This is a genomic window from Paenibacillus sp. OT2-17 (assembly GCF_009827695.1).
Classification (GTDB): domain Bacteria; phylum Bacillota; class Bacilli; order Paenibacillales; family Paenibacillaceae; genus Paenibacillus; species Paenibacillus polymyxa_B.
Window position 1 is genome coordinate 1 of sequence record NZ_WUDQ01000304.1, and the last position, 4,312, is coordinate 4,312.

3 protein-coding genes and 1 pseudogene are annotated in these 4,312 nt (G+C 46.4%); 2 read left to right on the forward strand and 2 right to left on the reverse strand.

Annotated elements, in window-relative coordinates; genetic code table 11:
- Both GRP75_RS20000 and GRP75_RS20005 read left to right on the forward strand, forming a co-directional pair.
- A pseudogene (locus GRP75_RS20000) lies at positions 1 to 262 on the forward strand (M42 family metallopeptidase); the annotation flags it as partial.
- A 73-nt stretch (positions 263 to 335) separates the two neighbouring features.
- Positions 336 to 1,235, forward strand: coding sequence for a LysR substrate-binding domain-containing protein (locus tag GRP75_RS20005; protein WP_160790162.1), 900 nt, complete (start codon positions 336 to 338; stop codon positions 1,233 to 1,235).
- Positions 1,236 to 1,254: 19 nt separating this feature from the next.
- Here GRP75_RS20005 and GRP75_RS20010 read toward each other — a convergent pair whose 3' ends face one another.
- The gene (locus GRP75_RS20010) at positions 1,255 to 2,244 is read right to left on the reverse strand and encodes an aldo/keto reductase family protein (protein WP_023988006.1); all 990 of its coding nucleotides are present in this window, start codon (positions 2,242 to 2,244) and stop codon (positions 1,255 to 1,257) included.
- 152 nt (positions 2,245 to 2,396) lie between these two features.
- Positions 2,397 to 4,312 (reverse strand): ABC-F family ATP-binding cassette domain-containing protein (locus GRP75_RS20015; protein WP_160790163.1); only part of this gene is annotated, 1,916 nt, incomplete at its 5' end.

A 4,312-nucleotide genomic window follows, 5' to 3' on the forward strand; every position in this document is an offset into this window, starting at 1 on the left:
CTGTGCCAAAGATTCCTCCGGGCCTTACGACTATAATATGACGACCCGTCTGATTGAGCTGGCCAAAGAGCTGAATATTCCGTATGCTGTAGATATTTATCCGCACTACGGTTCGGACGCTTCGGCTGCACTAAGAGCAGGTAATAACATCCGGGCTGCGTTGATCGGCCCTGGCGTACACGCCTCCCATGCAATGGAGCGCACGCACCAGCAGGCCGTGGTGAACACTGCACGTCTGCTTGCAGCTTATGTGACAGTTTAATTCGAACGATAAAAACCGACCTGTTCCGCTGGAGAATAGGTCGGTGAAGGCTTAGTGAAAGGAAATCACAGCTATGGATCTGAAAAAACTACGTTACTTTATCGCAGTAGCAGAAGAACTGCATTTTAACCGTGCTGCGAAAAAACTGAATATCACCCAACCTCCCTTGAGCCAACAAATTCAAAGCCTTGAAGAAGAGCTTGGTGTGAAGCTTTTGGAACGAACCAAAAGGCAAGTTCGACTTACGTCAGCAGGAGCGATATTTTTAGAAGAATCCAGAAACATGGTTGCTCAATTGGAAAGATCTATTAAGATCACACAGCTTGCAAGTCAGGGGAAGTTCGGACATTTATCCATCGCTTTTGTAGATTCAGCCTCTGGCAGTCTGATGGTTAATGCCTTGAAGAAATTCCGAGAGCGCTTCCCAGATGTGAAGCTTACGTTATTTGAAATGACATCTGTCCAACAACTAAAAGCCATACACGATGGCAAAGTTCATGTGGGCTTCCTGCGCAGTGCAGATCCATCTATACATATCACTTCTCGTCTTTACACCAACGAATCACTCATGGCTGTTCTTCCTCAGACACATCCGTTAGCCCACCATTCAACCTTGTCTTTACGTTCTTTAGCGGACGAATCTTTTATCCTGTCTCCGCCTCATATGGGAGCTTCTTTTCATAATCTCATACTCGACTTTTGCGGACAACATGGATTTCATCCTCAAATCGTACAGGAAGCCGTTCAAATGTATACGATCGTTAACTTGGTAGCGGCGGGTATAGGTATCTCCATTGTCCCCTCTTCCGTATCTGTCTTTCAACGCAGTGATGTCGTATTTCGTTCATTTCAAGAAGAGTCTCCGTCCATCCCACTTTATGCTGCATGGAAAACAGGTGCAAATGAAACTGTTCTGACTCATTTTCTGGAAGTGGTTGAAGAAACAGCTTGTAAAGAAGAGTTAGACATGTAAATCTCCTTGATCGTATATCTTAACCTGTTTTTCTCGGATCACGTTCAACAATACCATTTAAAACGCTATCCAATTGTCTCATGACCTGCCCATCTAGACGGACACCCGCAGCTTTTACGTTCTCTTTAACCTGCTCGGGCTTGGAAGCACCGATAATAGCTGAGGACACTTGCGGGTTTTGTAAAACCCATGCGACTGCAAGCTGGGGCAGCGTCAGTCCGCATTCTTCTGCAATCGGCTGAATTTTCTTTACTGCCAAAAGGACTTCTTTACGTAACCATTGTCCAGCCAAACGTTCGAAAAATGGTGACCCTGCTGTCGTAGAAGCTCGTGAACCCTCGGGTAACGGCTTGTCTGCTGTATATTTACCAGAAAGGATACCTTGTGCCAGAGGTGACCAAACCACCTGCCCAATCCCTTCCTGCTCACAAGCGGGAATCACTTCAGCTTCAATGACACGCCACAGCATGGAATATTGGGGCTGACTTGCCACGAAAGGGACCTTTAATTCCCTAGCCAGAGCAGCTCCTTGCTTTATCTGCTCTGCTGTCCACTCGCTTACTCCTACATACAAAACCTTCCCTTGCCGCACCAAGTCGGATAAGGCCAAAAAAGTTTCTTCAAGCGATACGGTTGGATCAAAACGGTGTGCATAATATACATCAATATAATCCGTTTGTAGGCGTCGAAGAGAAGCATGGCAGGCCTCCATGATATGTTTACGAGACAGCCCTTTATCATTCTGTCCGGTACCTGTGGGATGAAAAACCTTAGTACATAATTCAATACTTTCACGGCGTATTCCCTTTAAAGAATGACCCAAAACCGTTTCCGCCAGGGTATCCGAATACACATCAGCGGTATCAAACGTGGTAATCCCTGAGTCTAGTGCAGCCTTTACACAGGCTTGCGCTATGGTATCATCCACTTGGGCACCGTGGGTGATCCAGTTCCCCAATGCAATCTCACTTACCATCAAACCACTTTTTCCAAGTTTACGATATTCCATTTTCAATTCCTCCCCTCCATCTGCAATCCATTATACCCACTGTAATTTAATATTAGAAATATATAATTCACTCGCTTTTAATATGAAAAACGTATTAATAATTCGATGAAAAAGCAAGCCCCCACTCTGAATGGTGACTTGCTTCTGTATTTTTAAGATTTACTTTGTTCAATCTGCTCGGCTAGCTCATTCAGGTAGGTCCAGCGTTCCATTTGATGCTCCAGATGCTGTTCGGCCTTCACTTGCTCAGCCATGAGCTCCTGTAGTCGTGCTGAATCACTGAAAGACTCTTCCATCTGTCGCTGAATGTCGGCCAACTTCTGTTCGGCTTGTTCAATCAGTTCATCAATTTGCTCATATTCCCGCTGTTCCTTGAAGGTGAATTTGAGCTTGGTTTTACTTGTCTCCTTGACTGAATCAGAAGGACCCGCAGACTTAGGCGCGGAAGAGCGATTCGAGGAAGCCGTACTCGTCGAGACAGACGTATTCACAGAAGATTGAGCATTTTTACTGATCCATTCTGCATACTCGCTATAGTCCCCTACATGTACTCGTACCTGTCCATCCCCTTCAAACGCCAGTATTTTGTCCACTGTCCGATCCAGGAAATAGCGATCATGAGAAACAATAAAAACCACACCTGGGAATTCATCCAGATAATCTTCCAAAACGGAAAGGGTCTGAATATCCAGATCATTTGTTGGTTCATCCAGCAATAGCACATTCGGTGCCGACATCAGAACACGAAGCAGATACAAGCGCCGTTTTTCACCCCCGGACAGCCTGGAAATAACCGTCCATTGCGCGCTTGGTGCAAACAGGAAACGCTCCAGCATTTGTGCAGCTGTAATCGTCGAACCGTCTGCTGTACGAATCACTTCGGCTTCTTCCTTAATATATTCAATGACACGTAATGATTCGTTCATTTCCTGATGTTCCTGAGTAAAATAGCCTATCTTCACGGTCGGCCCCAGCACAACGCTGCCGGAATCGGGTTCTACACGCTGTGCAATCATTTGGAGCAGGGTGGATTTCCCACTACCGTTAGGACCTAGGATACCAACACGATCACCAGGAACCGCAATGTAGCTCAAATCCTGTATCAGCTTACGGGAATCTACCGATTTGGACAGATGCTCGATCTCCAATATTTTTTTACCCAGACGTGTGGAGGCGACAGACATATCTACAGCTCCAGAACGAGCTTCCGGTTGCTGATCCCTAAGCTGCTCATATCGGTCAATACGCGCTTTCTGCTTGGTGGAACGGGCCTTTGCTCCACGACGAATCCAGGCCAGCTCATTACGCAGCAGGTTCTTCCTTTTTTGTTCCGTAGACGCTTCCCGCTCCTCACGTTCTGCCTTCAGCTCCAGAAAACGGGTATAGTTAGCCTCATAACGGAAAAGGCGGCCATGATCCAGCTCCAACATGACATTTGCAACTCTATCCAGAAAATAGCGATCATGCGTGATCATTAACAACGCACCACGTCTTTTTTGCAAATACTGCTCCAACCATTCAACAGACTCATTATCAATATGGTTTGTAGGCTCGTCCAGAATGAGCAACTCGCAGGGTTGGATCAAAGCCGCCGCCAAAGCCACCCGCTTACGCTGCCCGCCGGATAGAACACCCATACGAGACTCAAACTGGGTGATCCCCAGTCGGGTAAGTATATTTTTGGCCTCACTCTCCAGCTGCCATGCCTGGAACGTATCCATTTGCTGACTTGCTCGCAATAGACGATTTTGAAGCTCCTCGCTACCCGGATTTAATTCCAACAACTCCATGATTTCCGTATATTCACGGACCGCCTTCATCTCAGGCTGGTTGCCATGAAAAATATGCTGGAGCACCTTCATTTCGGGATCAAACTCCGGATTTTGTGCTAGATACTGAATTCGCACATCGTTGTTCACTGCAATATTGCCATCATCTGGCGGCTCTAAGCCAGAAATTACACGTAAAAACGTTGATTTGCCGGTACCATTTACACCGACGACCCCTATTTTGTCACGTTCATCCATACCAAAGGAAGCATCCTCAAACAACATTTTCTCGCCATAGC

What these genes read in the sequence shown, in the direction of transcription:
- GRP75_RS20005 (WP_160790162.1), top strand. Translation starts at nt 336, where the DNA reads ATGGATCTGAAAAAACTACGTTACTTTATCGCAGTAGCAGAAGAACTG.
- GRP75_RS20010 (WP_023988006.1), bottom strand. Translation starts at nt 2,244, where the DNA reads ATGGAATATCGTAAACTTGGAAAAAGTGGTTTGATGGTAAGTGAGATT.